This window comes from Actinoplanes sp. NPDC048967, from assembly GCF_040649415.1.
Lineage (GTDB): Bacteria > Actinomycetota > Actinomycetes > Mycobacteriales > Micromonosporaceae > Actinoplanes.
Map to the genome: position 1 here is coordinate 175868 of NZ_JBEZFL010000014.1, position 24692 is coordinate 200559.

A 24692-nucleotide genomic window follows, 5' to 3' on the forward strand; every position below is an offset into this window, starting at 1 on the left:
GAAGGACTTCCGGTCAGTCCGCGTCCCGTGACTCGCCGGCGGGCTCGGTCTCCTCGGCGCGCTCGCCTGTCTCGCCGGCGGTGTCGCCGTCCGCGGCCGGGGTGGTCTCGGGCCCGCCGACGCCGGTCACCGGTGCCTGCAGATCGGTGCCCACCTGCGGCCGGTCGACCCAGAGCGCGCGCAGCTGGCCCTGCATGAAGGTGGTGAGCCGGGCCCGGTACTCGCGGTCGAAGTGCTCCAGCGCCTCTATCTGCTGCTGCAGCGCCTCGCGCTTGGCGATCAGGCTGCCGACCGAGTCCTCGTAGCGCTGCTGGGCCTGAAGTTTGAGCTGCTCGGCGTGCCCCTGGGCGTCGCCGATGACGGCCGCGGCCTCGTCCTTGGCCTGGGCCAGGATCTGGTCGGCGGTGCGCTTGGCGTCGTCGGCCCGCAGCCGGGCGTCGCGGGCGGCCTGCTCCGACGTGGCGCGCGCCTCGGCCAGCACCTTGTCCGCCTCGCAGCGCACGTTGTGCGCGTGCACCTGGGCGTCGCGGGCCGACTGGTCGGAGGCGGCCTGCGCGTCGGAGCGGATCTTGTCCGCCTGGCGTTTGGCTATCGCGACGTGTTCCTCGGCCGTGCGCTGCGCCAGGGTCAGCACCTGCAGGGCGTGGTCCGGGTGCAGCGGGCCGCCGGGCACGACCAGCGGGTGTTCCGAGGTGGCGGTGTCCGCGGACGTGCCGTTGAGCACCGCTTTGACCCGCGCCTTGATCTGGTTGTCAGTCACGATACCTCCGGTAGCCAGGGCGAGGTCCGCGCCGTGGACCTTGCCCCCCTCCTAACGGGCCAGGGCGGCCGGACGCGACGGCCGGGGGTGGCTTCATTGTTGGTGGTAGTCCTCACCTCGTCCGGGTAAGAGGCTGGCCATGGAGCAACTGCAGTGGCTGGGCGTCATCCGTCATGGCCAGAGCACCGGAAACGTGATCGCGCAGGACGCCGAGACCGGCGGGCTGGAGGCCATCGACATCCCGGAACGCGATGCCGACGTGCCGCTGTCCGGCACCGGCCGGGAGCAGGCCGAGGCGGTGGGCAGCTGGCTGAGCGGGCTGGGCAGTGCCGAGCGGCCCCAGGTGGCGATCGTCTCGCCGTACCTGCGGACCCGGCAGACCGCCGAGCTGGCGTTGGCCGGCACCGGCATCCCCGCGGTGGTCGACGAGCGGCTGCGCGACCGGGAGCTGGGCGTGCTGGACCTGCTCACCGCGCGCGGTGTGCAGGCCCGGCTGCCCGAGGAGTACGCCCGCCGCGCCCGGCACGGCAAGTTCTACTACCGGCCACCCGGCGGGGAGTCCTGGGCCGACGTGCTGCTGCGCCTGCGCGCCCTGCTACGTGAGCTGCGTCAGGACCATCCCGGAGGGCGGGTCCTGCTGTTCGGTCACGAGGCGACCGTGCTGCTCGTGCGCTATCTGGCCGAGTCGCTGAGCGAGGCCGAGCTGATGGAGGTCGCGCACGCCACCAGCGTCGCGAACTGCTCGATCAGCACCTGGCGCCGCGGCGACGACGTGCTGCGCCCGGAGCTGTTCAACTCCGTGGCCCACCTGCACCAGGAAGGTGCGCCGCCCACCAAGCAGGAGGAAGTCAATGCCGAGCCCGTCTGAGGCCGAACGGGTCATCACCCCGCAGGTGCTGCGCGACTGGCCGCTGCCCGATCCGCAGGGCGGCAAGGAGGCCCGCGGCACCGTCCTGGTCGTCGGCGGGTCGCGGTCGACGCCGGGCGCCGTGCTGCTGGCCGGTGTCGCGGCGCTGCGGGCCGGGGCCGGGCGCCTGCAGCTCGCGGTCGAGCCCTCCACGGTCAGCGCGCTGAGCATCGCCGTGCCCGAGGCCAAGGTCGTCGGCCTGGGGGAGAACCAGGACGAACTGGAGCAGCTCGCGGCGGACGCCGACGTCGTCGCGGTCGGTCCCGGGCTCGACGACATCGACGTCACGTCGCGGCTGCTGCACGCCGTGCTCGACGCGGTCGGCAAGGACACCGCGATGGTGCTGGACGCGTACGCGCTCGGCGCCCTGAGCAACGAGCAGGACCTGCTGGCCGGCCGGTCCGCGCGGGTGGTGCTGACGCCGAACGTGACCGAGGCCGAACGGCTGCTCGGGCGCGAGCCGGGCGACGACCTCGCCGCCGAGGCCGCCGACCTGGCCCAGCGCTACCAGGCGACGGTCAGCCTGTTCGGGCACATTGCCACCGCGGACGGTGGCCGCTGGCGTGAGGAGAGCGGCGACGTGGGCCTGGGCACCTCGGGCAGCGGTGACGTGCGCGCGGGGATCGTGGCCGGCCTGCTGGGCCGCGGGGCCGAGCCGGCCCAGGCCGCCTGCTGGGGCGCCTTCGCGCACGCGGTGAGCGGTCAGCGCCTGGCCCCGCGGTTCGGGCGCACCGGATTCCTGGCCCGTGAACTCGTCGACGAGGTGGCATACACGATTGCCACGGTCTGAGCCGGGTACGCGGGAGGTGTCCACCGAGCGAAGGGAGAACCCCGATGACCACCGCACGCGAGATCATGACCCCCGACGTGACCTGCATCGGTGAGAACGAGAACCTGGCCGAGGCCGCCCGCAAGATGGCCGACCTCGACGTCGGCTCGCTGCCCATCTGCGGCGAGGACAACCGCCTCAAGGGCATGATCACCGACCGCGACATCGTCGTGAAGGTCGTGGCCAAGGACCGCAACCCGGCCGACTGCACGGCTGCCGAGCTGGCCCAGGGCAAGCCCGTCACGGTCGGCGCGGACGACGACGCCGCCGAGATCCTGCGCACGATGTCCGAGCACAAGGTGCGCCGGCTGCCGGTGATCGACGGCCACCAGCTGGTCGGCATCGTCGCGATCGCCGATGTCGCCAAGGCCCTGCCCGACCGCCCGGTCGGCGACCTGATCGACGCCGTCACCTCCTGATCGGCCCGGCCCGGGGTGGGGGTCGCGGGACCCGGCCCCCACCCCGGGGGTCTCAGGCGGTCACCAGCACCTCGTAGAGGCGGGCCGCGGCGCTGCCGTCGGACGTCGGCGTCACCACCGCCACCCGCACGTAGCGGGCGTCGACGCCGACCGCCGTGGTCGTGGAGTCGGCCGTGTTGCCCCGGACCTGCGCCCGGGTGGTCCACGCGGACCCGTCATCCGAGGTCTGGATGTCGAAGTCGCGCGTGTTCCAGGCCGGCAGCTCGCCGCCCGCACCGGCGTGCCGGATCAGCACCGAGCCGACCCGCTGCCGGGTGCCCAGGTCGGTCTGCACCCACCGGGCCGAACCCTGGGAACACCACTTGTCGTTCCAGCCCCCCAGCCAGCTGCCGTTGAAGGCCTTGGCCGGGCCCTCGTTCGCGCCGCAGGACGAGTCCGCCGCCGCCGGCCGGTTCAGCGCCAGGTCGGGCGGGGCGCTGCTGCTGCCGTACACCTCGAGCTCGTAGATCCGGGCCGCCGCGCTGCTGTCGGTGGCCGGCTGGCTGGTCTCCAACCGCACGTAGCGGGCGCTGCGGGCGGTGATCGGGGTGTAGGTCCGGCTGCTCTTCGAGCCGGTGACGGTGACCGCGGGAGTGAAGGTGGTGCCGTCGGTGCTGGTCGCGATCGTGAACGCGCCGGTGTTCCAGGTGGTGCTCTCCCCGCCCAGACCGGCGTGCTTGACGACGAACGACGACACCGTGCGGGCCGAGCCGAGGTCGACCTGGAGCTGGCGCGGCGCGGTGGACGTACACCATTTGCTGTTGCCGGCCAGCGCGCCGTCGACCGCCTGGCCGGCGGCCTCGCTCGCGGCGCAGGCCGCCGAGCCGGTCACCGGCCGGCCCAGGGCCAGGTTCGCTCCGAGATCCGGTTCCGCCGGCGGCTGGGTCGCCCCGGCGGCAAAGCTCGGCGGTACGTCGGCAGCGCCCGTGCCCCAGCTCGACGGACTGCCGCCCATGGTGAAGGCGACCGTCCCGCCGTCCGCGATGTCGCCGTAGCGCAGGTAGTTGTGGCTGGTCGTGCTCCCGTCGACCGCCAGCGACTGCACATACCGGTTGGCCGCGCTGCCGCCGGTGATGGTGATGTCGCCCGGGCCGCGCCGGATCAGCACGCTCGGGAAGAGCGCACCGTGCGCGGCCAGGGTGTCCGCGCCCGGCGTGACCGGGTAGAGGCCCAGCGCCGACCAGACGTACCAGGCCGAGGTCGCGCCCAGGTCGTCGTTGCCCGGCAGGCCGCCGGCGCCGGTGGTGAACGAATCGGCCATCACCCGCCGGACGGCGTCACTCGTGCCGGCCGGCTTGCGGGCGGCGTTGTACGTCCACGGCACGTTGTGCTCGGGTTCGTTGCCGATGTAGAAGTACGGCCGGCTCAGCCCGCCGTTGAGCTCGGTGAAGTGGTGGTCGAGGCGCTGCACCGCGGTGCCGGGGCCGCCCATCAAGGTGATCAGCGCGCCCATGTTGTGCGGGACCATCCAGGTGTACTGGGCGGCGTTGCCCTCCACGTACGGGCTCTCCTGGGCCGGGTTCAGGTTGGCTGACCAGCCGCCGCCGCCGTCGCGGGTGTGCAGATAGGACGACTCGCCGTTGAACAGGCTGCGCCAGTACTGCGAGCGGGCCGCGTACGTGTCGCGCCCGGCGCTGTCGCCGAGCGCACCGGCGAACTCGGCGATGGCGAAGTCGCTGGCCGCGTACTCCAGGGTTTCCGAGGGGTTGCCCGGAATGAAGTGGTTGGCCTGGTAGGTGGCCTGGTTGCCGCGCAGCACCACGCCCTGGGTCGAGCCGCCGCTGCCGCTTTTCTTCATCAGTGCCAGCGCCGCCGCGGTGTCGAAGCCGCGCACGCCGAACGCGTACGCACTGGCCACGATGATCGGGCCGGGGTCGCCGGGCATGACGAAGTCCTCGACGGTCTGGTGCGACCATTTCGGCAGCAGCCCGCCCTGCTGGCCGTCGAGCACCATGGACTTGACGATGTCGGTCATCACGTCGGGGGCGATCAGGGCGACCAGGGCCGCCCAGGAGCGGTAGATGTCCCATCCGGAGTAGTTCTGGTAGACGGGATGGCTCGCCGTGTGCACCGCGTTGTCGAAGCCGCGGTACTCGCCGTTGGTGTCGCTGGACAGGTTCGGGTTCTGCAGCACGTGGTAGAGCGCGGTGTAGAACTTCTGCAGGTCGGTGGCGGCGCCGCCGGTCACCTGCACGCGGTTCAGAGCGGTGTTCCAGGCGGCGTCGGCGTTGGCGCGCACGGTGGCGAACGGTGCCGCTTCGGCGGTGGCGTTGTTCTGCGCGTTGGCCACGCTGACGAAGGAGATGCCGACCGTGGCGTTGACGACCGCGTTCGCGGTGGTGTCGAAGGTGACGTAGGCGCCGGTGCTGGTGCCGCTGGTGGTCGACGACCCGGCGGTCACCGTGGCGCCCTTGAAGGTGCCGAAGCCGGTGGGCGTGCGATCGAACTGGATCGAGTAGTACATCTTGAACGTCTTGCCGCCGCAGAAGCCGCCGGCGGTGTGCTCGCCCCAGACCCGGTTGCCGGTGATCGTCACGTTGCCGTCGCGGTCGCCGGTGGCCGAGCGGCTGGCGTTGATGAGCACCCGGGCGGTGGTGCCGGCCGGGTAGGTGAGCTTGAGGGCGCCGGTGCGCTTGGTCGCGCTGAGCTCCGCGTCCACGCCGTACCTGTCGAGCCGGTTGCGGTAGTAGCCGGGCTCGGCGCTCTCGTTGCTCTTGGTGTAGGCGGACGCGTAGCTGGTCCAGTTGGAGCCGGGGGAGGCGCCGAGCGCGCCGGTGATCGGCAGGATCGGGATGTCCTCGTTGTTGGGACAGCCGGCCCCGTTGAAGTGGGTGAGGCTGAACGACTCGACGGTGCGGTCCCGGTCGCGGTAGCCCGACGGTGAGGCGGTGGGGGTGTCCGGGCTGAACTGCACCATCCCGAACGGCACGGTGGCGCCGGGGAAGGTGCTGCCGCCGGCGCCGCCACCGACCGGGTTGGGGGATTTGCTGTCGTCGGTGCCGACGAACGGATTGACGTACTGGGTGAGGTCGGGATCGGCGGCCGCTTGCGCGGCCGACGGGACCGAGAGGGCCGCGGCGGCGAGGATGACCGCCGTGGCGAGGGTACGGAGCATGGGGGAGCCGTCCCTTCGTGGTGACAACGATGTCAAATCGCGTGAACCATAGAAGCACGCAGATATAACCAGTTGTCAATACGCGGGCCGGCGCGGGTCTCGACGCGTCAGCGCGCTGCTGTCTGCCGCTCGCCGGTGCGGGCTGTGCGGCGTACCCGCAGCAGTGACGCGGCGGCCAGCGCGGTGCCGCCGGTCCCGACCCCGCCGAGCACCCCGAGCGCGAACCGCTGCTGGTGATCGACCTGGCGTCGCGCGGCGGCGTTGTCCCCGGCCGGGATCTCCTGGCTCATTCCGGCGACGGCACTGATCCCGGCGAGCCAGAACGCGAAGAACACCAGGCCGGTGAGGGTGAGTCCCCACCGGGGCAACTCGGGCGGCGACCACACCGACCGTACCCACCCGCTCTGCGGCTGCCGGCCCCGCACGATGCGCCGGTTGGTCAGGACCCCGGCGGTGAACCCCGGCAGCACGAGCACCCCGGCGACCACCACGGCCACGGCGGTCGACACGAGCCGGTCCCCGGCCAGCAGGGCGCCGATGAGCACGCCGGCCCAGCCGACGCCGGCCACACACATGACGTCGAGCAGCAGCAACATCCGACGCGAGATCACCACCGGGAACGCTAACGGCCGGGTCGCCCGCCGGGGGGCGGATCGCGCTTATTCCACCGGGTACGGTGCTGCCGTGCGAGGAGCCGGAGCCGTGCTGGGCCGAGCGGGCGCGTACCTGCTGGTCTTTCTGGTGGTGGCCGCGCTCGACACGGTGGTCGCCACCACGTGGGTGCGCCCTGACCTGGTGCCGGTGGTGGGGACCCTGATGTGGGCGGTGAGCCCCATCGTCTTCTACGTCGCCCGGCCGTGGCCGTCCGTCAACGCCCGGGCGGTCTGGCTCCTGGTCGCCTGGTTGCTCAGCGCTGTGCTGATGTTCCTGGCCGCGGCCGCCTGCTGGGCCGTGGTCCTGGACATGCGCGGTGTGCGGACCGTCGGCACCGTGGCCGAGGTGCACCGCGGCAGCCGCGGTCCCGCCACCTACACGCTCCGGCGCGCCGGTGAGCCGGTCGCCGGCCGGCTGGTGTCCTGGCCCGAGGACCGGCCGGCGGCCGAACTCGGCGACGCGGTCATCGTGGTGCTCGATCCGGGCGGGCTCGTCGACCCCCGGCTGCCGGCCGAGGTGCCGACCGGCGGGGAGGCTCTCGCGGCCCTGGCGGTAGCTGTGCTCATCGTCGCCGGGCCGTGCATCGGCGCGGCCCGGGCGCACATCCGGGAAGAAGAGGAGGCGTGGTGACCACCAGTGGAGGACCGGCCCGGCCGGAGATCGCGCCCGGCGGGCCGGCCGCCGGGCGTCGACGTGGACGCGCCGGGCGGGCTGACGATGCAGCTGATCGACCCGTACGGCAACCTGCTGCGTTTCGCCCAGCCGGAGCGGGACTGACCGTCAGCTCCGGGTGCGCTGCCGGGGTGTGTGCCGGCGGTAGCCGCTCACCGTGGGATCGCCCTTGATCCAGAACCGCCACGGCACGTCGTGCGCGGAGGTGACCCCGACCCGGGGTCCCGCGACCACCGCGGCCGCCGGCACCGGCTCGACCGGCGGGGTCAGGGTCGCGGGGCCGGTGCCGTCCACCACGGACGTCGCGTTGGCCCGCCGGTCGAGGGCCAGCACCTGCATCAGCTTCGCGGGGCCGGCGGCCAGGTCGCGGTCGTGCTTGGCGGCCGGGCGCCGGGCCCGCGCGGTCTCCAGCCCGGCGACGACCTCCCCGGCCCGCAGCAGTACGGCGGAGGCGACCCCCTCCTCGCCGCAGACCACGTTGGCGCAGAAATGCATGCCGTAGATCTGGTAGACGTACAGCATCCCGGACGGGCCGAACATCACCTCGTTGCGCGCGGTCATGCCCCGGTGGGCGTGGCTGGCCGGGTCCTGGCCGAGGCCGCTGTAGGCCTCGACCTCGGTGAGCCGGGCGGTGACCCCGTTGGCGGTGAGCCGCCACCCGAGCAGCTCCCGCGCCGCCCGGTCCACGTCCGCCGCGGGGATCCGCAGCCAGGAGTAGTCGTTCACCCGCCAGACGCTAGCGGGTGGCGCCGAGACGCTCCCAGCCGGCGAGGGCGGACGGCTCCCGGCCGGTCTCGCCGACGTAGTCCGCGGACGGCCTGATGATCTTGCCGAGGTGCTTCTGCTCGATGATGTGCGCGCTCCAGCCGGCCGTCCGGGCGCAGGCGAACAGCGGCGTGAACAGCTCGGCCGGTACGCCGGCGAAGTCGAGCACGATCGCCGCCCAGTACTCGACGTTCGTCTCCAGCACCCGGTCCGGTTTGCGCTCGCGCAGCTCGGCCAGCGCGGCCTCCTCCAGGGCGAGTGCGACCTCGTACCGGGGCGCCCCCAGCTCCCGGGCAGCCGCACGCAGGATGCGGGCCCGGGGGTCCTCCGCCCGGTAGACCGCGTGCCCGAAGCCCATCAGGCGTTTCCCGCTGTCCAGCACCCCCTTGACGTAGCCGCGGGGATCGCCGCTCCGCTCCACGGCCTCGACCATGCCCAGCGCCCGCGACGGGGCCCCGCCGTGCAGCGGCCCCGACAGGGAGGCGACCGCCGCGGACAGGCAGGCGGCCACGTCGGCCCCGGTGCTGGCGACCACGCGCGCCGTGAACGTCGAGGCGTTCATCCCGTGCTCCGCCGCGCAGACCCAGTACCGGTCGACGGCCTCGACCCGGCGCGGGTCCGCCTCGCCCTGCCACCGGATCATGAACTGCTCGGCGGCGGTACGGCCCGCGTCGACCTGCTCCTGGGGCACCGCGGGCCGGTCCGGACCGCGGGCAGCCTGCGCCACGAACGACAGCATCGTGGCCGAGGCGAGGGCGAGATCTTCCCGCGCCCGGTCGTCGTCGATGTCGATCAAGGGCTGTAGTCCGTGCCGGGCGGCCACCATGGCGGTCGCCGCCTGCAGGTCCACCCGCAGGCTGCCGGAACGGACCGGGAGGGCGAAGGGTTCCGCGGCGGGCAGCGGCCGGGCGAAGTCGCCGTCGACCAGCAGGCCCCACACGTCGGCGAAGCCCGCCCGCCCGACCAGCGTCTCGATGTCGACCCCGCGGTAGCGCAGGGAGCCGCCGGTGCGGTCGGGTTCGGCGATGCGGGTGTCGAACGCGACGACGTCGGCCAGTCCAGGTTTCACGGTCAGCATCACCTCAATGTCGGCGCCACCGATCCGCATGTCAACATTGATCCAGTCAACATGAGAAGATGACCACATGGGCGAAGACCGGCTGCTGACGACCGAGGAAGTGGCGCGTCGGCTCGGCGTCAAGAAGGCGACGGTCTACGCGTACGTGAGCCGGGGCCTGCTCGGCAGCCACCGCAACGCCGACGGCAAGGAGAGCCTGTTCGCCGAGCCCGAGGTCACGGCGTTCGCCGCCCGGCGCCGGCGTCCCGCGGCCGCGCCGGACGCCCCGGCGATCCACACCGGCATCACCCTGATCACCGGCGACGACCTCTTCTACCGCGGCCACCGCGCCGGCGAGCTCGCGACCACGACGTCCTTCGAGTCGGTGGCCACCCTGCTGTGGACCGGGCGGCTGGAGCACGTCCCGATGGAGCCCGACCCCGAGCTCCTGGCGCTGGCCGAGGGGGTGACGGCGCCACTGCCGGCGAACGCGCGCGCGGCCGACCGGCTCCGGGTGACGGTCGCCGCGATCGCCGCCGCGGACCGGTTGCGCTTCGACACCACGCCGGCCGCGGTGATCGCCCGCGGTCGCACGATCATCGCCACCATGGTCGCGGCGCTGCCCGTGCAATCGCAGCCCGCGCGAGGTGCGGACCTCGCCGGTGCTCTGTGGGCGCGGCTGAGTCGGCGCCCGCCGGCCCCGGCCGACCTCGTCACCCTGAACGCTGCCCTGGTCCTGCTGGCCGATCACGACCTGGCCGCCTCCACCTTCGCGGCCCGGGTGGCCGCCTCGACCCGGGCGCACCCGTACGCCGTCGTCCAGGCCGGCCTGGCCGCTCTGGACGGCCCGCTGCACGGCGGGGCCAGCGACCTCGTGGTCCGCCTGCTGACCGAGGCGACGCGCTCGGGCGATCCGGTCGGCACGATCGCCGACCGGCTGCGCGCCGACGGCTGGGTCCCCGGCTTCGGTCAGCAGCTCTACCCGTCCGGCGACCCCCGCGCGGCGGTCCTGCTCGGTCTGCTGGAGGAGTCGCCGGCCACCGCGGACGCGCGGGCGGTCCGGGCGGCCATGGCCCGGCACTCCGGCGCCGCGCCGAACGTCGACTTCGCCCTGGCCGCTTTCACCCGGGCGACCGGCATGGCCGCCGACGCCGGTGAGGCGATCTTCGCCGTCGCCCGGACCGCCGGCTGGCTCGCCCACGCCCTGGAGGAGTACGCCGACGAGCCGAGCCGCTTCCGGCCCAGCGGCCGCTACGCCGGCCGCTCCCCGCGGGACACTTCCTAGGCCCGCGAGCCGACCAGCATGCGGGTGAGCAGGTTCCGCGTCGCCCGCTGGATCCGTACGTCGGTGTACGCCGAGTCGACCAGGGCGAGGTTCCAGTGGAACGTCCCCGCGGCGAAGACCAGCGTGCCGCGGGCGGTCTCGTAGAGGCTGGTGTTCTGCACCCGTGCCCCGCGGCCGAGCCGGTCCTCGTACGGGGTCTCGGACAGCAATGTCTGGTTCGCCCGGCGGGACAGCTTGATCTTCGGATTCCAGCCGTCGGCCTCGACCGCCACGAGCCCGGGGACGGTGTCGCCGTCGCGGACCCCGGTGCCCGCCCAGAACCAGTGCCTGCTCTTGCTGATCACCAGCGGCAGCGGGTCGGCCAGCATCCCGTTGTACTGCACGCCCAGCAGCCGTTGCTCGGCGTGGCTGTGCTTCTCGCCGATCTTGCGCCAGTTGCAGGTCGGCCCGTTCCCGTCCGCTCCCGGGTCCGGCGTGTCCTTGTAGCAGGTCACCACCCGGTTGCGGCGCCCGTCCCGTGCGGGATCGAACCGCACGTGCCAGTAGACGTTGTTCGCCGCCAGGAACGCCAGGTGCGTACCACCGTCGACGGCGCTCTCGGCGCTGTCGCGCATGGCTTTCGACCAGTACTCGTCGTGGCCCGGGAAGATCAATGCGGCGTGCTTTCCGGCCGGGATGCGCTGCTCGTGCAGGTCCAGGCTGGAGGCGTACGCCACGTCGAAGCCGGTGGCCTCGAGCCAGCGGGCGGCGGCAATGTCGAGGTCGGACCAGCTGGGCATCCCGCCGCCGGCATAGGGGCGGTCGAAGGACACCTGGAACGCGCGCTCCGGGATGCCGCCGACCTTGCCGGGCCGGACGTAGCCCTTGTACAGGTTCTTCGCGGTCCGCCCGTCGGCCGGCCAGAAGTTGTAGGCCTGGTAGGTGCTGAACGGCACCACGACGACGAAGTCGGCCCGGCGCCCGTCGTCGCGCACCACGAACGGCGTGCAGCTGCGGAAGCCGTCGTCGGTGTCGAACACCGCCAGGAAGTATCCGGAGGTCCATTCGGCGGGGACGGCCAGCGTCCAGGAGACCGGCCAGTCACACTCGATCAGGCCCGTACCGGGGTCGGCGGTGGGGGTGGGCTGCTCCGTGCCGCGCAGGCTGCCGCTGGTCAGCAGGCGCCGGCCACCCGCGCCGCCGTAGTGGCCGAGCCGGTAGATCGAGACGGTGAACGCCCGGTCGCCGGCCACCGAGACATGGAAGTCGAGCGACTCGCCGACGTTGACCGACGTACGCGACGCGTAGCCCTGGATCTGGCCCGTGACGTCGTCCGAGCTCCGTACGCCGGCCAGCTGCCACCCGCTGTCCCCGTCGAGCATGTTCTCCAGGACCACCGGGTTGGCGGCCCGTCCTTTTCCTCTGCTGTCGTGGTGGGCCGGCTGTGCACCGGCCCTACCGCAGGAACCCGATGTGCTGGCGGCGGTGAGCGCGAGCAGGCTCAGCGCCGTCCGACGAGACATGGCCGGCATGGTGTTTCCCCCGTGGTGAAATGCCGCCCGCGCCGCCGCCCGGACGCAAAAATGGCTCCACTGTGGACAGTGGAACCGCAGGGCTGGGCGCGGGATCCGTCGGCGGCGGCAGGCGTGTCTGTCACTGCCGCGCCGAGTATGCCGGGCGTCCGCAACCCCGTACGGGGTCCGTGGCGGAGGGTCAGCGGGCCGGGCGCCGGGGGCCGGCCGGCCGGGTGCGCTTGACCGGGCCGCACTGCCCGCCCGGCCGGTTCGGGCCGAACGGGCGCGTCGGGCCGAACATGTCCCGCAGGCGGCGGCGCCGGGCCGGGCCGCTGGGCCACCGGCCGGTCATCCGACGAAGTCCTGGGTCAGCCAGACCTTGCCGCCCGACTCGCGGACGACGCTGAGCCCGATCCGCTTGAAGTCCTTGCTCAGCAGGTTCTTGCGATGGCCGTCGGCCGGCGGCACCTCGGCCAGCATGCTGTCGCACAGCCCGTTGGCCGCCTTGACGATCTCCGAGTCCGCGGCGCCCGCGAACCCGAAGCCGATGTTCTCGCCGGCCGAACGCCACTGCACACCCTGCGCGCTGAACCGGTCGCCGATGCCGCCCTCGCCCGAGCACTGGTGGTTGAGCCCGCAACCGTCGATCATCCGCTGGTTGTGCAGGGCCGCCGCCTTCGACAGCGAGCTGTCCAGCGACAACGCCGCCAGCCCTTCGTCGCCGCGGGCCGCGTTGATGTGGTCCAGCACCTGGTCGAGAATCGAGCCGCTGGTCGCCGGGGCGTTCTTCGGCTTCGGCTGGTCCGCCGGCGCGGTCGTCCGGCGCTTCGTAGGCGTCGCCGGCTTCTTCGCGGCCTTGGTCGGCGCCTTGGTCACCGGGGTGGCGCTCGTCACCGACGGGGACGGTGCCGGGGTCGCCGAGCTGGGCAGGATCGTCTCGTCCAGCAGATCGGTGCCGGTGTCCGGCTCACCCGTCGGCTCGGCCACGACCAGGGGGACGTCCGCGGCCGTACGGGTCGCCGGGGGTGCGGCCTGCCGGTTGAAGCCGACGACCGTGAAACCCACCCCGATCACCACGGCGGTGGCTCCCGCCACCAGGGTGTACCGGAATCTCTGGGCAGCGGGCATCGGCACGGGACGGTCACCTCGGGAGTAGCGGGTCGCGGCCGCGCGGGCGCGGCAGGAAGCCGGGTGGGGGACGGCAACACAGGCGACTATGCGGCCCGCCGGCCCCGAGTGGGGGCCACCTCAGGAGCGCTTAAGGATCGACTCACGAAGACATAAGAAGCCGGGTACGCAGGGCGGCGACCACGCTGTCGTCGAGCTCCAGCCGCTCGGTCGCGTACCGGTGCACCGAACCGTGCCCGGCGGTGAGCTCGGCCAGGACCATCCGGATGAGCTCGGCCGGCGCCCGGCCGTAGCCGGGCCAGCGCAGCTCCCGGCCCGGATGCTCGGCCAGCCACCGCTCCCGCAGCCGCGGCGTGGCCAGCTCGGTGAGGGCGAAATCGGCGGCGATCGTCTCGACCGGCACCTCCAGCAGCGCCAGCACCAGCGCGGCGAGCAACCCGGTGCGGTCCTTGCCCGACGCGCAGTGGAACACCAGCGGCGCGTCCGCGGCGGCGATGGTCTCGATCGCCTGCCGCAGCTCGAGGGTGCCGTCGGCGGCCACCTCGGCGTACCGGTCGGCCAGGTAGCGCCACGGGTCGAGGTCCGGATCGATCTGCGACTGGTCGTAGGGGCGGTGCTCGATGCTCAGGTTGAGCCAGGTCACCCCGTCGACGGCGGGCAGCCGGCCGGACGCGGCGATCTCCCACGGATAGCGCAGGTCGATGACCGTGCCGACGCCCAGCTCCCGGAAGCGCCGCAGGTCGTCCTCGCCGGCGAGGCGGCCGAGGGAGTCAGCGCGGTAGAGCGTGCGCCAGCGGGTGGTCCGCCCGTCGCTGGTCGCATAACCGCCCAGGTCGCGGAAGTTGCAGAGGCTGTCGAAGGGCACGTGCCGGCCGGAGGTCATGCCGGAGATCATCGCCTCTGCGAGGATCGGGACATGAACAGGGAGCTGCCGCAGGGCTACCAGCTGATCGAAGGGCCGCCACCGGTCGAGGCGTACCTGACGCTGCGGCGCGACAGCGGACTGTCGCCCAAGACCCGGGAGCAGGCGGTCGCGGCCCTGCCGGGCAGCTGGTACGCCTGCCACATCGTGCACCCGGAAACCGGTACGGCGGTCGGCATGGGCCGGATCATCGGCGACGGCGGCTGGTACTTCCACATCGTCGACATGGCCGTCCTGCCCGATCACCAGCGCCGCGGCCTGGGCGACGTGGTGCTGACGGCGCTGCTGGCCCGGATCAGGCAGGTGGCCCCGCCGGACGCGTACGTCAACCTGCTCGCCGACGCGCCGGGCCGCCGCCTCTACGCCCGCCACGGCTTTGCCGACACCGCCCCCATCTCCCTCGGCATGGCCCTCAGACTCGGCTAACCGACCCAGGCCAGGAAGCGTTCGTAGAGGTCGGCCGGGGTCGGTTCGCCGACGGTGGTGAGGTCGCCGATCGCGTCGTACATCACCGAGGCCATGTAGATCCCCAGGCCGGCCGGGAAGCGGGCGTACTGCTCGGCCAGGTCGGCCCGGGCCGGCGGGCAGGGCCAAGGGTCGGCGCAGAGCCGGCAGTCCCAGGTCGGGCGGGCCGGGAGGTGCTCGGTCCGCGGCAGCAGCATCGACGCACGCACCTTCCGGGCGATCCTGCTCACTTTGAGCGATCTGGTAACTACTCAGAGGAGCGTGCCTGACCTGGTGTCAGTCATCAATGGCTGTCGGGGCAGCTGGCAACTTTCCGACAGGAGCAAAGTCCGAGGGGGCAATAGCCTGTGGTCGTGATCATCCCTGTTGACCTGCCCGGACCCGGCCCGGTGTGGAGCCGCTGGGTCACCCTGGCCGCCGCGCTGAGCGCCATCGGGTGGGACGACGTCTGGTCGGTGGGCGACACCGGCGCGCACCACGACGACGGCGGGGGCAACTGGGCCCACCTGGCGCTGATCGAGGGCGGCCGCGCGGTCCTGTACGGCTGCGACCACGAGTACAGCGCCACCACCCACACCGACCCGCCGCTGGACCTGCTCGCCGGGGCACCCGACTGGCTGCCCTGGGACGATCTCGTGCCGTACGCCGCCGAGGACCAGCTCGGTTACGTCCTCTGGCACGACGGCGGCAGCTGGCACCGGGTCGAGTATCCGGGCGGCGTGCACGACGGGCTGGCCGAGACAGCCGGTGCCGTGCTGGACGCGGACGCCACGGTGGCCGCGCTGGTCGACGTGGTCTTCGAGTGGGGACAGCACGACGCCGACACCGCCGACGAACGGGCTGACGTGCGGGCTGCCGCCGTACGGCTGCTGACTGCCGGCACCCGGCGTGAGCTGGACGGGACCGCCCTGGCCGGCCTGCTCGCCCGGCTCGCCGATCCGGCCCTGGACGCCGCCGCGGGCCTGGCCGTCGCCGTGCGCGGTGGCGTGGCGCCGGGCACCTCGGTGCCGGAGACGGTTGCGGGCCGGCGACCGGCCCGGCGGCGGGTCCGCAAACTCAGCGACCACGAGCACGACCGGCTGATCTGGGCCGCCATGCACACCGAGCCCGAACGCGAACGCCCCGAACCGGTGCCCACCGGCGAGCTGGGCGCCCTGGTCACGTGGATGCGCAGCCGCGCACCGGGCGGTGACGGCCATTGCACGCTGCGGGTCTACGCCGACGACAGCAGCCTCGCCGCCCAGCCGGGCGAGGGTGCCCCGGCCGACCGGCCCGGTGAGGGCAGGTTCGGCGCGTTCGGGGAGCTGAGTGAGCTGGTCCGCCGGCTGCGGTCGGCCGAAGCCGCGGACGCCTCGGGGCGCTGGCTGTTCCTGTTCGTCGAGACGACCACGCACGGGGTGACGGTGGAACGCCGCTACGACTCGTGGCCGGACTGGTGGGAGGACAACGGCATCTCGGGTCCGTGGCGCAGCAACCTGCGGGCCGAGGTGCAGGCGCGGGAGCCGCAGTGGCACCCGTCCTGGGCGGCGCTGCTCGACCCCGAGGTCGCCTACCGCTCGGCGGAATGAGCCAGCCGGGCCCGCCACGGATGATCCGGGTGGGCCAGGGCCAGCGCCGCGTCCAGCCAGGCCCGGCGGCCGGCCGACAGCTCCGGCAGCACGGCGGCCAGATCCTGCTCGTCCTTGTCCCGGGCCGCCTTGGCCTTGAACAGCAGGACGACCTCCGGGACGACGAACGGGATCCCGTCCGGTGTGCGCCGCACGACCTCCGCGTACGGGCGGCGGATCCGCTGGTCGCGCCGGCAGATCCAGGTGTCCCCGTCGTGCGGCTCCCGGAACACGTCGAAGCGCCACCTCCCGATCGCCGGGTCCAGCGCCCAGGTCTGGAACTCGGCGGCCAGGCTCACCGGGTCGGCCGGCGTCAGCTTCCCGGACACCGGCACGTGGAACTCCCAGCCGGGGAACAACGGGGTGAGCTGCCCGAAGTGGGACGCGGGCAGAGCCATCTCGAGGTCGTGGTGGTCGCGGGTGACCCGGCCGAGGAACAGATCAACGGCCCACCCGCCGGCCACGGCCCAGGTGACCGGCAGCCCGGCCAGCCGGTCGGCCAGCTCCCGCGGCGAGTACGGCTGCCACGCGTCCACGCCGGGAGTCATGTTGTCAGCGTAGGGCCTGTCGATACAGTGCGCGGGTGAGCAGACTCCTCAACGGCATCACCAGCACGCTGCGCCGGGTCGCTGCCCGCCGTACCCCGGCCCCGCAGGGCACGGCGCACCCCGCCCCGCCCCGGCAGGTCCCCACCGCCCAGCGCGGGCGCCACCTCGAGTACTCGCCGAACCTCGACGGCGACGCCGATCCGGGCGAGATCGTGTGGACCTGGGTGAAGTACGAGGACGACCCGTCGCAGGGCAAGGACCGGCCGGTGCTCGTGGTCGGGCGCAACGGCCGTACCCTGCTCGGCCTGATGCTCTCCAGCCAGACCGAGCGCGACGGCCAGCGCAACTGGCTCGCCCTCGGCCCCGGTGACTGGGACCGCGACTCGCGGCCCAGCTGGATCCGCCTCGACCGGGTCATCGAGGTCGACGAGGACGGCATCCGCCGCGAGGGCGCGGTCCTGGACCGCGTCCGCTTCGACCGCGTAGCCGCTGTGCTGCGCCGTGATCACGGCTGGGCATAACCGGTCACCCCGGTGAGTTGACCACTACCGTGGTGCACATGGATACGGACGTTATGGTCGGTTTCGGCGGTAAGCAGGCGTGGCTCGCGGTCCGCGACGGCGACCCGGAGCAGGTGCTCGCCGCTCTCGGCCTGCGCGACCTCGGCGAGGTGTCCTGGCGCGCCGGCATCGACCTGGCGCACCTGAGCGACGACCGCGTCGCGGTGACGCCCGCGCTGCCGGGCGCCCGGGACACGTCCTGGGTGCTCGCAGCCGGCCGCTACCTGCTGCGCCCGGACACCGTGGTGGATGTCGTGGAGCTCTCCGCGCGCCTGCACACCGAGGTGCAGTTCTTCGCCACCCACCGGGTGACCGAGTCGCACCGCTGGCAGCGGGCCGTCGACGGGGAGCTGGTCCGCACGTTCGGCTACGTCGGACAGACCGGCGACGTCACCTCGTGGCACGGCGACCCCGACCCGGCCGAGCGGGCCGCCGGGCTGCCGGCGAGTTTCGTCGACGAGGAGAGCACGGTGCTGGTCTCCGAACAGGACGTGCTGCGCGTCGCCGACGGGTGGAGCATCGACCCGTCCGCGCTCGACGGACGCAAGGCCCCCGGCCCGCTCCGCGTGGGCGCCGCGGACTGAGAGAGGACGACACCATGCGCAAGTACGTGATCATGGGCGTGCAGGGCAGCGGCAAGGGCACCCAGGCCGAGCTGCTCTGCCAGGACCTGGACCTGGTGCACATCAGCGTGGGCGACATCTTCCGCTGGCACGTGCAGCGCCACACCAAACTCGGCGCCCAGGTGCGGCGCACCATGAACGCCGGCGAGCTGGTCGGCGACGACATGGTCGAGTCCGTGGTCCGTGACCGTCTGGACCAGCACGACTGGAACTTCGGTTTTGTCATCGACGGGTTCCCGCGCAACGGCCGGCAGGCCGAGTTCTTCATGGAGAGCTACGACATCGACGGCGTCATCCACCTGGAGCTGCCCGACGACGAGGTCCGCCGCCGGGTGCTCAGCCGCCGGCTCTGCCCGGGCTGCGGGATGGACTACAACCTGATCGCCGACCGGCCCGAGGTCGACGGTCGCTGCGACATCTGCGGCACCGAGCTGATCACCCGCGCGGACGACACCCCGGAGGCGCTGGCGGCCCGGCTGAGCGACTACCACGAGAAGACCCGGCCGGTGCTGGAGCTGTTCGGCCGCAAGGAGGTCGTGCACGACGTGGACGCCCGCCCCTCGCGCGACGAGGTGCAGGCGTCCATCCGTGCGGCTCTGGGGCTACCGGCCTACGCCCCGGCCGCCTGACCGCTCAGGCGGTGAACTTGTTGCGGCGGCGGGTGACCAGGAAGGCGACCACACCGGCCACGAGCAGCAGGCCGCCGACGCCCGCGATGGCGACAGCGTTGATGCCGGTCACCGGCAGTCCGCCGCCGCTACCGCCGCCGTCGGCCGGCGGGGTGGTCGCCGGAGCGGCGTCCGTGCCGGTCGGGGTGGCGGTCGGCGCCGAAGTGGGCGCGGTCGTCGGTGCGGTGGTCGGCGGCGTCGTCGCCGGGATCACGAGCTTGACGAACGCGAAGCCGACCCGCTCGGTCTGCGCCGGCACGGGCAGCTCCCGCGGCTCCAGAGCCAGCTTCGCCCCGGTGCCCGCCACGGGCGCCTGGTCCCCACGGCTGTCGCGCTCGGCGAACTTCTTGATGCCGCCGTTCTCGTCGGCCCAGTCCTTGGGGAACCACTGGAAGACGATGCTGCCGCTGATGTCCTCGGCGTCGTCCTCGGCCGAGACCTCGAACGGCGAGAGCGCGTACGTGCCGCCGACCGGCAGCTCCGGCTCGAACTCGCACCACGCGCCGTCGAGGTTGCTGTCGGTGTAGTACAGACAGTTGGTGAAGCTCTTGGGCAGGTTCAGGTCGTTGAACGTGCGGATGTTGACCACGACGCCCGCTGACGGCGCGGTGCCGCGGTTGGTGACGCCCAGCACCACCGGGATGGTCTCGCCCCGGTGGATGGGGTAGGTGACGGAACGGCCGTTCGCGTCGCGTTCGGTCAGCGCCCCGAACAGCGGGACGTCCTCGGCCGCCAGGGCCACCGAAGGGACCGCCAGGACGCCGGCGGTGACGAAAGCAGCGCCCAGTGCGCGCAAGATGGTCTTCACGACGGGGGACCATACAAGGGATCGGCAAATCCCTCTGCCCCGCCGCCGCTCAGTCGGCGTCGTGGATGTTGTAGCCGTGCCGGGTGAGGGCCTTCTCGACGGTCTTGCCGACCCGCTCCACGACGGCCAGGCGGGCGTAGTGCTTGTCGTCACCGGCGATGACGTGCCAGCGCGCCTTCGGCCGGTCCGTCTTGTCGAGCATCTCCGCCACCGCGACCTCGTAGTCGGCGCGGCGGTCCCGGTTGCGCCAGTCCTCGTCCGTGAGCTTCCACCGGCGCAACGGGTCGCCGGCCCGGTCCTCGAACCGGCGCAGCTGCTCGTCCTCCGAGACGTGCATCCAGAACTTGATGAGGATCGCGCCCTCGGCGGTCAGCGTCCGTTCGAACTCGGCGATCTCGTCGTACGCGCGGGTCCACTGTTTCGTGGTGGCGAAGCCCTCGACCCGTTCGACCAGGACGCGGCCGTACCAGGAGCGGTCCAGCACCGTCATGCCACCCCAGCCGGGCAGCTTGGGCCAGAAGCGCCAGAGGAAGTGGTGCCGCTTCTCGTCGTAGGTCGGCGCGGCGAACTGCGACACCCGGACGTGCCGCGGATCCAGCGGCGCGACCAGCCGTTTGATCGCCCCGCCCTTGCCGGAGGCGTCCCAGCCCTCGAACAGGACACAGAGCGGCGGGCCGATCTTCTTGTTGCCGATCTGGCCGCCGAGCAGCAGCCGCAGGCGCAGCAGCCGCTGCTGGGCGGTCTCCAGCCGCTCCTTGGCCTGCTTCTTGGACAGCTCGACGGGCGGTGCGGCGGAACCCAGGCGACTCATCGCCCCAGCCTCGCACCCGGCCGCACCCGCGGCATCCCGAAACCCGGTGTGAGCGGCCCGGCCCGGTGCGGGACAATTTCCCGGTGACTCTCGTTGACGACATGCAGTGGCGCGGACTGATCCAGGACTCCACCGACCCCGAGGAGCTGCGCAAGCACCTCGACGGCGGCTCGATCACGTTCTACGTCGGCTTCGACCCGACCGCCGCCTCCCTGCACGTCGGCAACCTCATGCAGGTCGTCACCGCCCGCCGCCTGCAGCTGGCCGGGCACCGCCCGTTGCTGCTGGTCGGCGGCGCGACCGGCCAGATCGGCGACCCGGGCGGCAAGTCCGCCGAGCGCGTGCTCAACCCGCGCGAGGTGACCGCCGGCTGGGTGCTGCGCATCCGCGACCAGCTCGCCCCGTTCGTCACGTACGAGGGTGAGAACGCCGCCACCATGGTCAACAACCTGGACTGGACCGGCGACCTGTCGGTGATCGACTTCCTGCGCGACGTCGGCAAGCACTTCCCGGTCAACAAGATGCTGGCCCGCGACGTGGTGAAGAACCGCCTGGAGACCGGCATCAGCTTCACCGAGTTCAGCTACCAGCTGCTGCAGGCCAACGACTTCCACGAGCTGCACCGCCGGCACGGCTGCTCGCTGCAGTTCGGCGGCTCCGACCAGTGGGGCAACATCACCGCCGGGGTCGACTTCGTCCGCCGCCGCGGGGCCGGCCCGGTGCACGCCTTCACGACCCCGCTGGTCCTCAAGGCCGACGGCACCAAGTTCGGCAAGAGCGAGGGCGGCGCCACCTGGCTCGACCCGACGATGACCTCGCCGTACGCGTTCTACCAGTTCTGGGTCAACGCCGACGACCGGGACATCCCGCAGTACCTGCGTTACTTCAGCTTCAAGAGCCGCGAGGAGATCGAGGAGCTGGAGAAGGCGACCGCCGAGCGGCCGCAGGCCCGGCTGGCCCAGCGCGAGCTGGCCTTCGAGATCACCGCGCTGGTGCACGGCGAGGAGGAGGCCCGGCAGGCGGTCACCGCCAGCCAGGCGCTGTTCGGCCGGGGATCGCTGGAGGAGCTCTCGGCGGACACGCTGCGGGCCGCGCTGTCCGAGGCCGGCCTGACGGAGGTACGCGGTGAGCTCCCGACCGTGACGGCCCTGCTCCAGACGTCCGGCCTGGTCAAGAGCGGGGGAGAGGCACGCCGCACGATCGCCGAGGGCGGCGCGTACCTGAACAACGAGCGCCTCACCGACCCCGAGGCCACCGTCGGTGAGTCGGCGCTGCTCCAGGGCCGTTTCCTGGTCCTGCGCCGCGGCAAGCGCACCTTCGCCGGCGTCGAAGTGATCAAGTAAGGAACGCCGCGGCGGCAGGCACGCCGGCCCCACACCGGGCCTGCCCCCGCGGCATTCACTTGGCCGGACCCGACGGCTTCCCGTGCCCCGCACCGGGGTGGCTGGGCATGACCGTAGGCCTGCCCGGAGCCGGCGGCGTCGGCTTCGGCTTCTTCGTGGGCGTACCGGGGTCAGTGGGTTTGCTCGTCCCGGCCGGCTTGGCGAGCAGCTCGCGGCAGAAATCGTCGATCTTCGGCATCCCGCCGGCCGCCGCGGCCAGCGCCCGCCGGGCCGGCGCCGGCACGGCCTTACCGGGCGGATCCTGCCGGGCGGCGTCCCAGACCCGGCAGAGATCCAGGACAGCGGGCACGGCAGGCGAGGCAGTCACGCTGCGGGACGGCTTCGGCAGCGGAGACGGTACGGCTGACGTGGTCACGCCACCAGCAGTGGGCTGCGTCGACGCCTCCGGAGCCGGCACCCCCACGTCCGAGAAGATGTCGTGCGCGCGTTCCTGCACCGACGGAGGCAAACTGCCCGCCCGCGCCGCCAAGGCGGTGCCACCGAAAGCCAGGACAGCGAATCCGAGAGCCACCTTCATCGCGAACGTCCTGACCGCACGGTCCCTCCTCGGCGGCGCGGTCGGTACAGCACGCTGCCGGGCGGCGAGGAAACCGGCCACAGCCGCCCGCTCGCCGGCCAGATCCTCCCCGGGGGTGGAAGCCCTGGCGGCGTCGAGCAGCTCGGCCAGACCCTCCATGCCAGGGTCCGGCCGTGCACCGGCTACAAGCCGATCAGCCTCGGAGAGACCGATCCGGCGGGCTCGCCTCATCGACATCGCAGACCGAAGAGCGCTCCATGCCCCCACCGCGTTACACCCCCTCCGGCAGAGCCGGATCAACCGGCGAACCGGCCACCGGCGCATGACGCGCCTGCACCTGCGGATGCGCGGCCAGCCGCCGCAGCCCCCGCATCGTGGCGATCCGCACGGCACCGGACCGCTTACCGAGAACCTCGGCCGTGGTGGCGACATCCAGCCCGGCGACCACCCGCAACATGACGGCCTCGGCCTGATCGGCAGGCAGCGAGGCGATCAGCCCCAGGGCCCACCGCGTATCGGAACCTTCAAGCGCCTCGGCAGCGGCATCCCGGGCCGGAAGCTCGGCATTCACCGACCTAGCGGGCTCCTCAGGCCGACGGCCCAGCCGCCGCCGCTCATCGATCCCGCGATGCCGGGCGATCCGGAAGAGCCACCCCCGGAAAGCCCCGAAATCACCGGAGAACCGATGCAGATCCCGGGCGGCCTGCAACCAGGTCTCGGAAGCGACATCCTCGGCGGCATCACCGACGACAACCCGCAGATACCGGAGAACAGCAGGCTGCAAGGCCCGCCAAACAGTGGCAAAACCCCGCTCATCACCACCCTGAGCAGCCCGCAGCGCGAGGAGGAGGTCATCGTCATCGGACACGGTGATCCCGTCGGCTCCCTATCGCATGAAACGTGCACATCCCACCAAGGGCAGCACCATACGCCGAGCGGCCGGCCGCGGACGCCACCCCGAGCGCGACGGGGGTGTTGGTCCGCTTCTGTCGGTCTCCCGGGGGCTGTTCTTGGCCTTGACACTCCGGGGCGCGGTTGGTGGGTGCGGCATGGCCTGCGCGTCCGGCGCTGGTTTCGGCCTCAGTCTTCGTTCGTTTTGGGCCGGCTCCGGGCCGGGCCTCGGCCTTCGGCTGTTCCAGGGCCGGTCTCGGTTCTGGTCCGGGCCTGGCCCGGTGCGGGCTCGATGCCGCTGGGCGTCCGGGGTCTGTTGCTGGCCGGCCGGTTATCCGCGCTCCCGGCCGGGCCTCGGTCTCCGACCTGGACCTGCGCTGTCCCGCCTTCGCCCATGCCGGGGTTTTGCCCGGCGGCTTCGCCGGAGTCCTGACCTTGCTTCGTCATCCAGCTCCAGCCGGGCGCGCGAATTCCGGTCGCCGAGTTCCGGTACGGGCCTCCGCCGCGAGTTCGTCCCTGCTCTTGCCCGTTCCACCCGCCTACCTCGGTTGTCGGCCTTTCTGGCCGCCTGGCTCGTCGGCCTTTCTGGCCGCCTGGCTCGTCGGTCTTCCTGGCCGCCTGGCTCGTCGGTCTTCCTGGCCGCCTGGCTCGTCGGTCTTCCTGGCCGCCTGGCTCGTCCGCCTTCCTGGCCTGCCTGGCCTGCCCGTCTTTCCTGGTCCGCCACGCTTGCCTGGCCTGTCCGCCTTCCTGGCCTACCGCCGTAGCCCGCCTTTCTGGCCTGCCCGGCCCGTCCCCCTTCCTGGCCTGCCCGGCCCGCCCGCCTTCCTGGCCCGCCTGGCCCGCCCGTCTTCCCTCGCCCACCCGGCCGGCCTAGCCCGGTCGCCTTTCCTGGCCAGCCTCGCTGCCCTGGCCTGTTCCGCCTGGCCCGCCTGGCCCGCCTGGCCTGCCCGTCTTTACTGTTCCGCCTGGCCCGCCCGACCTGCGTGCCTTTCCTGGCCCGCCCGACCTGCCCGCCTTTCCCGCCCCGCCGGACCTGCCCGCCCTTCCTGGCCTGCCCGGCCTGTGCGCCTTCCCGGCCCGCCTGGCCCGCCTGGCCCGCTCGGCTTGCCTGGCCTGTGCGCCTGGCCTGGTCTGCCTGCCGGCCTGGTCCGCCCGCCTGGTCCTGCCCGTCCGCCTGTCTGATCTACCCGCTCGCCGTGCGCAGCCTCCGGCTTCCCAAGACCCGAGCTCAACTACGCCACTCGCGATGCAACTTCGCCATGCCACTTCTCGTGCGCGCCGTCGTCTGGTGTCACTACCCAATCGGATGACGCCGCTACCCAGCGCTCTTTTCCCAGCTCAACGAACTGCGAACGGCGGTCTGAGGCCCTCCCGAAGCGTTGTGGCGGGGGCCACGGGGGGCCGATTTGGCGCTCCCGGGAGGAGCGGGTAATGTTTTGGGAGCCGCAGGGAAACGGGCGAGGCAAGCAGGACGAACTGGCCAAGCAAAACCGGTCAGGGAGATCAGCTACCGGCCGTCCTGCGAACCCCCAGAAATAGCATCGGTTAGAGTCGTGCGCGGCTCTCGGCCGAAGCTACGGACCGGGGGACTTGCGCGAAACTCTCACGCAAAACCGGTAAAACCCGGATTTGACGCTGAGAAATAGCGCAGGTAAAGTTGAACGAGTGCCCCGGGAGCGGGTCGTCTGGTTGGGCGGCGGGTTTTCGGTGTGTGGTTGTTCTTTGAGAACTCAACAGGGTGCTAGA

At 72.5% G+C, this 24692-nt stretch carries 26 protein-coding genes; 12 read left to right on the forward strand and 14 right to left on the reverse strand.

Annotated features, from left to right (window positions below):
- Nucleotides 1-13: 13 nt before the first annotated feature.
- Nucleotides 14-760 carry a hypothetical protein gene (locus tag AB0C12_RS41145; RefSeq protein ID WP_360556316.1) on the reverse strand — a complete coding sequence of 249 codons (747 nt, stop codon included), beginning with the start codon at nucleotides 758-760 and terminating at the stop codon, nucleotides 14-16.
- Between the two features lie 139 nt (nucleotides 761-899).
- Here AB0C12_RS41145 and AB0C12_RS41150 point away from each other — a divergent pair, with 139 nt between their 5' ends.
- Genes AB0C12_RS41150 through AB0C12_RS41160 form a run of 3 tightly spaced genes read left to right on the forward strand, consistent with a single transcriptional unit; the run spans nucleotide 900 to nucleotide 2915 of the window.
- Nucleotides 900-1628 carry a histidine phosphatase family protein gene (locus AB0C12_RS41150; RefSeq protein WP_360556317.1) on the forward strand — a complete coding sequence of 243 codons (729 nt, stop codon included), beginning with the start codon at nucleotides 900-902 and terminating at the stop codon, nucleotides 1626-1628.
- Nucleotides 1612-2457, forward strand: a complete 846-nt coding sequence (locus AB0C12_RS41155) for an NAD(P)H-hydrate dehydratase (RefSeq protein ID WP_360556318.1) — start codon at nucleotides 1612-1614, stop codon at nucleotides 2455-2457. The genes AB0C12_RS41150 and AB0C12_RS41155 overlap by 17 nt, the downstream gene beginning before the upstream one ends.
- A gap of 44 nt (nucleotides 2458-2501) precedes the next feature.
- Nucleotides 2502-2915 (forward strand): CBS domain-containing protein, encoded by a 414-nt coding sequence (locus AB0C12_RS41160; protein WP_360556320.1) that lies wholly within the window; start codon nucleotides 2502-2504, stop codon nucleotides 2913-2915.
- A 52-nt stretch (nucleotides 2916-2967) separates the two neighbouring features.
- Here AB0C12_RS41160 and AB0C12_RS41165 read toward each other — a convergent pair whose 3' ends face one another.
- Both AB0C12_RS41165 and AB0C12_RS41170 read right to left on the reverse strand, forming a co-directional pair.
- Complete coding sequence (locus tag AB0C12_RS41165; RefSeq protein ID WP_360556321.1) at nucleotides 2968-6069, reverse strand: GH92 family glycosyl hydrolase; 3102 nt, start codon at nucleotides 6067-6069, stop codon at nucleotides 2968-2970.
- 107 nt (nucleotides 6070-6176) lie between these two features.
- Nucleotides 6177-6680: a hypothetical protein gene (locus AB0C12_RS41170; protein WP_360556323.1), complete on the reverse strand. Its 504-nt coding sequence runs from the start codon at nucleotides 6678-6680 to the stop codon at nucleotides 6177-6179.
- Nucleotides 6681-6753: 73 nt separating this feature from the next.
- On the opposite strand from AB0C12_RS41170, the gene AB0C12_RS41175 reads away from it, so the two are divergent.
- Nucleotides 6754-7353, forward strand: a complete 600-nt coding sequence (locus AB0C12_RS41175; protein ID WP_360556324.1) for a hypothetical protein — start codon at nucleotides 6754-6756, stop codon at nucleotides 7351-7353.
- Nucleotides 7354-7359: 6 nt separating this feature from the next.
- The gene (locus AB0C12_RS41180) at nucleotides 7360-7500 is read left to right on the forward strand and encodes a hypothetical protein (RefSeq protein WP_360556326.1); all 141 of its coding nucleotides are present in this window, start codon (nucleotides 7360-7362) and stop codon (nucleotides 7498-7500) included.
- Between the two features lie 3 nt (nucleotides 7501-7503).
- On the opposite strand, the gene AB0C12_RS41185 is transcribed toward AB0C12_RS41180, so the two are convergent.
- Complete coding sequence (locus tag AB0C12_RS41185) at nucleotides 7504-8121, reverse strand: DNA-3-methyladenine glycosylase (RefSeq protein WP_360556328.1); 618 nt, start codon at nucleotides 8119-8121, stop codon at nucleotides 7504-7506.
- Between the two features lie 10 nt (nucleotides 8122-8131).
- Nucleotides 8132-9238, reverse strand: a complete 1107-nt coding sequence (locus tag AB0C12_RS41190) for a citrate synthase 2 (protein WP_360556329.1) — start codon at nucleotides 9236-9238, stop codon at nucleotides 8132-8134.
- A 67-nt stretch (nucleotides 9239-9305) separates the two neighbouring features.
- On the opposite strand from AB0C12_RS41190, the gene AB0C12_RS41195 reads away from it, so the two are divergent.
- Nucleotides 9306-10502 (forward strand): citrate synthase family protein, encoded by a 1197-nt coding sequence (locus AB0C12_RS41195; RefSeq protein ID WP_360556330.1) that lies wholly within the window; start codon nucleotides 9306-9308, stop codon nucleotides 10500-10502.
- On the opposite strand, the gene AB0C12_RS41200 is transcribed toward AB0C12_RS41195, so the two are convergent.
- From AB0C12_RS41200 to AB0C12_RS41210, 3 genes are all read right to left on the reverse strand, one after another.
- Complete coding sequence (locus AB0C12_RS41200) at nucleotides 10499-12004, reverse strand: N,N-dimethylformamidase beta subunit family domain-containing protein (protein ID WP_360556332.1); 1506 nt, start codon at nucleotides 12002-12004, stop codon at nucleotides 10499-10501. The two genes, AB0C12_RS41195 and AB0C12_RS41200, sit on opposite strands and share 4 nt — an antisense overlap.
- 339 nt (nucleotides 12005-12343) lie before the next feature.
- Nucleotides 12344-13123 (reverse strand): CAP domain-containing protein, encoded by a 780-nt coding sequence (locus AB0C12_RS41205; RefSeq protein ID WP_360556361.1) that lies wholly within the window; start codon nucleotides 13121-13123, stop codon nucleotides 12344-12346.
- A 142-nt stretch (nucleotides 13124-13265) separates the two neighbouring features.
- Complete coding sequence (locus AB0C12_RS41210) at nucleotides 13266-14006, reverse strand: tyrosine-protein phosphatase (protein WP_360556334.1); 741 nt, start codon at nucleotides 14004-14006, stop codon at nucleotides 13266-13268.
- Between the two features lie 33 nt (nucleotides 14007-14039).
- Here AB0C12_RS41210 and AB0C12_RS41215 point away from each other — a divergent pair, with 33 nt between their 5' ends.
- Nucleotides 14040-14471, forward strand: a complete 432-nt coding sequence (locus AB0C12_RS41215; protein ID WP_360556335.1) for a GNAT family N-acetyltransferase — start codon at nucleotides 14040-14042, stop codon at nucleotides 14469-14471.
- Here the strand turns inward: AB0C12_RS41215 and AB0C12_RS41220 are convergent.
- Entirely contained in the window at nucleotides 14468-14707 is a 240-nt protein-coding gene (locus AB0C12_RS41220; protein ID WP_360556336.1) for a hypothetical protein, read from the reverse strand. The two genes, AB0C12_RS41215 and AB0C12_RS41220, sit on opposite strands and share 4 nt — an antisense overlap.
- A 156-nt stretch (nucleotides 14708-14863) precedes the next feature.
- Here AB0C12_RS41220 and AB0C12_RS41225 point away from each other — a divergent pair, with 156 nt between their 5' ends.
- Nucleotides 14864-16078: a hypothetical protein gene (locus tag AB0C12_RS41225; protein WP_360556338.1), complete on the forward strand. Its 1215-nt coding sequence runs from the start codon at nucleotides 14864-14866 to the stop codon at nucleotides 16076-16078.
- On the opposite strand, the gene AB0C12_RS41230 is transcribed toward AB0C12_RS41225, so the two are convergent.
- Entirely contained in the window at nucleotides 16060-16665 is a 606-nt protein-coding gene (locus AB0C12_RS41230; protein WP_360556339.1) for a hypothetical protein, read from the reverse strand. The genes AB0C12_RS41225 and AB0C12_RS41230 overlap by 19 nt on opposite strands.
- A 35-nt stretch (nucleotides 16666-16700) precedes the next feature.
- Here AB0C12_RS41230 and AB0C12_RS41235 point away from each other — a divergent pair, with 35 nt between their 5' ends.
- From AB0C12_RS41235 to AB0C12_RS41245, 3 genes are read left to right on the forward strand one after another with little or no spacing between them, the layout of a single operon-like run.
- On the forward strand, nucleotides 16701-17186 hold the full coding sequence (locus AB0C12_RS41235; RefSeq protein WP_360556341.1) for a type II toxin-antitoxin system PemK/MazF family toxin: 486 nt from the start codon (nucleotides 16701-16703) through the stop codon (nucleotides 17184-17186).
- A gap of 38 nt (nucleotides 17187-17224) precedes the next feature.
- Nucleotides 17225-17809: a hypothetical protein gene (locus AB0C12_RS41240; protein ID WP_360556343.1), complete on the forward strand. Its 585-nt coding sequence runs from the start codon at nucleotides 17225-17227 to the stop codon at nucleotides 17807-17809.
- A 14-nt stretch (nucleotides 17810-17823) separates the two neighbouring features.
- Nucleotides 17824-18477 (forward strand): nucleoside monophosphate kinase, encoded by a 654-nt coding sequence (locus AB0C12_RS41245; protein ID WP_360556345.1) that lies wholly within the window; start codon nucleotides 17824-17826, stop codon nucleotides 18475-18477.
- Between the two features lie 4 nt (nucleotides 18478-18481).
- On the opposite strand, the gene AB0C12_RS41250 is transcribed toward AB0C12_RS41245, so the two are convergent.
- Entirely contained in the window at nucleotides 18482-19324 is an 843-nt protein-coding gene (locus tag AB0C12_RS41250) for an LPXTG cell wall anchor domain-containing protein (protein ID WP_360556347.1), read from the reverse strand.
- 49 nt (nucleotides 19325-19373) lie between these two features.
- Complete coding sequence (locus tag AB0C12_RS41255; RefSeq protein ID WP_360556348.1) at nucleotides 19374-20135, reverse strand: UDP-galactose-lipid carrier transferase; 762 nt, start codon at nucleotides 20133-20135, stop codon at nucleotides 19374-19376.
- A 101-nt stretch (nucleotides 20136-20236) separates the two neighbouring features.
- Here AB0C12_RS41255 and tyrS point away from each other — a divergent pair, with 101 nt between their 5' ends.
- On the forward strand, nucleotides 20237-21478 hold the full coding sequence (gene tyrS, locus AB0C12_RS41260) for a tyrosine--tRNA ligase (RefSeq protein WP_360556363.1): 1242 nt from the start codon (nucleotides 20237-20239) through the stop codon (nucleotides 21476-21478).
- Nucleotides 21479-21533: 55 nt separating this feature from the next.
- Here the strand turns inward: tyrS and AB0C12_RS41265 are convergent, their stop codons facing one another.
- Together AB0C12_RS41265 and AB0C12_RS41270 are read right to left on the reverse strand one after the other, a co-directional pair.
- Nucleotides 21534-22214: a hypothetical protein gene (locus AB0C12_RS41265; RefSeq protein WP_360556350.1), complete on the reverse strand. Its 681-nt coding sequence runs from the start codon at nucleotides 22212-22214 to the stop codon at nucleotides 21534-21536.
- A 112-nt stretch (nucleotides 22215-22326) separates the two neighbouring features.
- Nucleotides 22327-22923 (reverse strand): RNA polymerase sigma factor, encoded by a 597-nt coding sequence (locus AB0C12_RS41270; protein WP_360556351.1) that lies wholly within the window; start codon nucleotides 22921-22923, stop codon nucleotides 22327-22329.
- Between the last annotated feature and the right edge of the window lie 1769 nt (nucleotides 22924-24692).